The organism is Sphingobacterium sp. GW821-FHT03E03, assembly GCF_059420745.1.
In genome coordinates this window covers 1-4,291 of sequence record NZ_JBWKUH010000056.1, presented here as the reverse complement: position 1 = coordinate 4,291, position 4,291 = coordinate 1, and the positions used below count along the sequence as shown (strand labels likewise).

The 4,291-nt window shown below is 37.8% G+C and carries 4 protein-coding genes; 3 read left to right on the top strand and 1 reads right to left on the bottom strand.

What is annotated here, in order from left to right; genetic code table 11:
• Positions 1 to 550 (top strand): hypothetical protein (locus tag AC07UV_RS25540; protein ID WP_495185826.1); only part of this gene is annotated, 550 nt, incomplete at its 5' end.
• Positions 551 to 806: 256 nt separating this feature from the next.
• Here the strand turns inward: AC07UV_RS25540 and recN are convergent.
• Positions 807 to 2,468, bottom strand: coding sequence for a DNA repair protein RecN (recN, locus tag AC07UV_RS25535; RefSeq protein WP_495185825.1), 1,662 nt, complete (start codon positions 2,466 to 2,468; stop codon positions 807 to 809).
• A gap of 452 nt (positions 2,469 to 2,920) precedes the next feature.
• Between recN and AC07UV_RS25530 the strand changes: the two genes are divergently transcribed.
• Both AC07UV_RS25530 and AC07UV_RS25525 read left to right on the top strand, forming a co-directional pair.
• Positions 2,921 to 3,535, top strand: coding sequence for a SprT-like domain-containing protein (locus AC07UV_RS25530; RefSeq protein WP_282253384.1), 615 nt, complete (start codon positions 2,921 to 2,923; stop codon positions 3,533 to 3,535).
• A 67-nt stretch (positions 3,536 to 3,602) separates the two neighbouring features.
• Positions 3,603 to 4,016 (top strand): hypothetical protein, encoded by a 414-nt coding sequence (locus AC07UV_RS25525; protein WP_104385601.1) that lies wholly within the window; start codon positions 3,603 to 3,605, stop codon positions 4,014 to 4,016.
• The last annotated feature ends 275 nt before the right edge of the window (positions 4,017 to 4,291 follow it).

Here is a 4,291-nt window from a genome sequence, read left to right as displayed (position 1 = left end):
CAGTGATTTAAATATAAAATTAGCTAAAGATTATTTTGGCGCTAATTTCGATACGTATGCTGACAGAAGCATAGAAATGGCCCCCAATGTAAGTTTTCACAAGATTGATTATAGCATCGCTACGGGCGTACAAACTACTCCAGGAACAAGAACCAGAACGACGACTTATACAACTTACGACGGACTTTTGCAGTTAAGCTGGATAGACCTATCAACATTCCCTGTAAGAAGCATCGAGGACATATCCAAGGATAATTATAGGGTTGTATATGACACGGAGGAAAAATCAAATATCATAACAGACTATGTTAAAAATGACAATGTGGAAGGAAGCTTTATCTATAGTAAAAATGGTAATCTGATTATTTTTATAATATTATCCAAGACCAAACCGGAAATGGTAAGGGGAACAATAATCATAAATTTGCCTGAGTCTGAACGTTCGGAATTTGCTAAAGCGTTTATTGGAGGAACAATTTTCGAGCCTAATACTGGACGTACCAGAACAGGTACTCGAACGGACAGCACACGTACTAGAACAAGAAACTAAACTTTAACATCCTGCAAAATTTGAACTCAATAAATTTCAATTTTTTGTTCCATAAGGTCGCGCTTTTAAAGCTCGACCTTTATTTTTAATGCCTAAAACATGTGCTGACTAAAGTGTCAAAAAAAATGAGGGAGAACTGAAAATATATTCAATTCATAGGTCATTTTTATGACCCTGTCCATCCATTTTTTACCGTTCAGAATAACGGTCCTTTTTTATGGATTTTTATAATCTTTATTATACTTACGAAAATAAGCTATCCCCTCAACAACAACTCGGCATGTTCCACCGCAGCATCCGTCGGTTTTGCTCCACTCAGCATCTGTGCAATCTCTTTTACCCTTCCGGATTGATCTAAACGAACAATATTCGATATCGTACGATTGGCTTTGTCTTCTTTGTATACCTTAAAGTGCGCCGCACCTTTTGAGGCTATTTGTGGCAAGTGCGAAATAGCAATCACCTGCATATTTTCGGCTAGATTTTCCATGACCTCTCCCACACGTAACGCAACCTCACCCGAAATTCCAGTATCGATCTCATCAAAAACAATCGTTGGTAAAGCCGAAGTTTTAGCAACCAGCGACTTTATCGCCAGCATCACACGGGACAGTTCCCCTCCTGAAGCTACGCGATGAATATATTGCAATGCCTGCCCCTTATTGGCCGAAAATAGAAACTGAATGGTATCTATTCCAGACTCACGCATCTCACCATCTTTTAAGGGCTCTAATACAATCTGAAGTACCGCATTTGGCATACCGACATTCGACAGAGTATTTTGCACGTCCTTGGCAATCCTATCCAGCACCAATTTGCGAGCCTCCGATAGTTCCTTCGCATTCCGCAGTGCAATAGCTAACTTATCTATAACCTCAGCTTCCAATCGTTCCAACTGTTCATCGGAGGAATTGATGGCGACTAGCTTTGTCTCCAGATCATCTCTAAGCTGAATGAGTTCCTCAACAGAATCAACATGATGCTTTTTCTGTAATGAATAAAGCAAGCTCAATCGTTCATTAATCTCCAATAAAGTTCCTTCATCCAATTGCGTATCTTCTTCAAGTGAGGCCAATTCTGCAGCCACATCTTTCAGCTCGATCAAGGTACTTTTCAATCGCACAGAAAGATCAGACGCTTCGGGCAAAAAAGAAGATATACCCTCAACTTGTGTCATTGTATCTTTCAATTGGGTCAATATCGCTGTATCGTCGTTTTCCAACAAATGCGAAGCTCCATTTAACGCCCGTTTGATATCCTCGGCATTTTCCAATTGACGCTGCTGCTGTTCGAGTACCCCTTGTTCTTCAGCAACCAGCTTCGCTCCATCCAGCTCATCAAACTGAAACTGAAAATAATCCAATTCTATTGCAGCTTTCTTTACCGTCTCTTTCAGTTCCTCCAATTCTCGCTTTGCCTTTTTATAGGCCATATAGCTTTCTTTGTAGTTCTGTTTCAATACAAATGAACCAGCAACACTATCAACAACTAGAAACTGAAATTCCTCCGTATTGACTTGCAAAGTCGCGTGCTGCGAATGTACATCGATCAATTGCTCGCCCAATTGCTTTAGTATCGCCAATGTAACTGGCGAATCATTGACAAAAGCACGGGATTTACCATCTGGCGTTATTTCCCTTCTGATAATCGTATGATCCGCATAATCTAGATCATTCTGCTTAAAGAAGCTATTTAATTGATAAGCTCCAATGTTAAACTCTCCTTCGATCACGCATTTTTTTGATGGATCAAAAAAATGTTTCCCCTCTGCTCTGTTGCCCAAAATCAGGGAAAGCGCTCCCATAATAATGGATTTACCCGCTCCAGTCTCCCCAGTAATCATATTCAAGCCACTATCAAATTGGATTTCCAATACATTGATCAGGGCATAATTCTTAATATGTAAGGTATCTAGCATATTCTTGAAGGTCTATTTTACAGTTGAGAGGAAAACCGTTCCTCATCCGGATAAATCGTATCTTTTATAATCCTTTCTTTAGTAGGTAATTTACCTAAAACTCAACCGATTTCAATGCATTTTGTTTCAAAAAAATATTACACCGGTTTTGAGCACTGTCTTCTTGAATTTTATTCAACAGCACTAAATACTAAAAATAATATCAAAATTCCAAATAAAAACTAAATATTATAGTTAAAACACCTTTTTTATAAACAATTTGTAGTGCTTTTATTTGTAAATGTCGCTTCAAACCCATCATATTGATCGTACAAAGATGAACCAACCACCGCGAATTACTCCGCAGATTCCCAACGGACAAATACGATCTTTTGACAATAAAATGGTTGCCAGTGACAAAATAATGTCCTCTGATTATTATGTGAGCATGAATAAATCACTATTTTTACAGCATGCAAGATTACAGTGCAACGCTCAAAAAATACATGCCCGAAGAAGCTGCTCCGATTATATCCAATTGGATAAATCACACAGCATGCTTATTTAAAATTTCCCGGTCCAGAAGCACCAAACTGGGGGATTATCGTGCACCGTTTAAGGGTAGTCCACATCGTATCTCAGTCAATCATGATCTGAATCCTTATTCCTTTTTGATCACGACCATACACGAATTTGCACATCTTCAGACCTGGAATAAGCATCAACACCGCGTAAAACCACATGGGACTGAATGGAAGAAACATTTTAAGGAGTTGATGGATCCTTTTTTAAAACTCAGTATCTTCCCAACCGATATCAATAGCGCGATACACAGTTATATGGAAAATCCAGCGGCATCGAGCTGTACCGATCTTCATCTTTTTCGTACATTGAAGACCTATGACAAGGTCAAAAGCAATGCACTTACAGTAGAAGCATTGGAGGATGGACATTTTTTTAAATTAAAGAATGGACGGTCTTTTCAGCGGATTGAGAAAATACGAAAACGCTATAAATGTATGGAGTTAACCAGCAAACGCATGTACCTTTTCAACCCAATTGCAGAGGTATTTCTGCTAGAACAATGATTTTTAACAAATACATTCATTATATTTTTATCTTTGCTAACTTAGGAAACAATTAAAGAGAGCTTTTATGTTACACTTACACTCGACAATAGCAATTGTCTTATTGCTAGCCCTGGTGATATCTATTGTGATCACCTTAATGAACTATTTAGGCAACAAACCTTACAACCGTAAAATTGCCTTATTAGGTTTTATCGTATCGCATATTCAATTATTAGTGGGATTGATCTTATACTTCGTTTTGAAGTATCCATCGATGATCTCTGGCAGCGTGATGAAAGATCCAACATTACGTTTAAAAATCATTGAGCACCCTTTAACGATGATCATTGCCATTGTATTGATTACCATCGGTTACTCAAAAGCTAAAAAGATGGAAAATTCAAGAAAAGCAAATCAAACTGTTGTGATTTTTTACATCATCGGTTTAATTTTAATGCTTGCTCGTATTCCATGGGGGACCTGGTCATTATTTGCATAGTCTATACAGCAATCATAGCAAAAAGGCATCAATTGAATAATTGATGCCTTTTTTTGGGCATATCTAGTAAATAATTATCCTGCAATAGTTTACCCGCTCTCTCCCTTATCTTCACTCCTTCCCGCACAGAACTTTTCTATTTGGGAGAAAGTCAACTTTCTAAACTTACTTTGCGCTTTTACCAACCTCTTATTAAAACATCACATATAGGCACAAAAAAGGTACTGTTTTAAATTCCAAATATTTAGACAAAAAAGTATTTTTGTAATCTAAAG

Coding starts and splice junctions, on each gene's coding strand:
- recN (WP_495185825.1), bottom strand. CDS start 2,468: ATGCTAGATACCTTACATATTAAGAATTATGCCCTGATCAATGTATTG.
- AC07UV_RS25530 (WP_282253384.1), top strand. CDS start 2,921: ATGCAAGATTACAGTGCAACGCTCAAAAAATACATGCCCGAAGAAGCT.
- AC07UV_RS25525 (WP_104385601.1), top strand. CDS start 3,603: ATGTTACACTTACACTCGACAATAGCAATTGTCTTATTGCTAGCCCTG.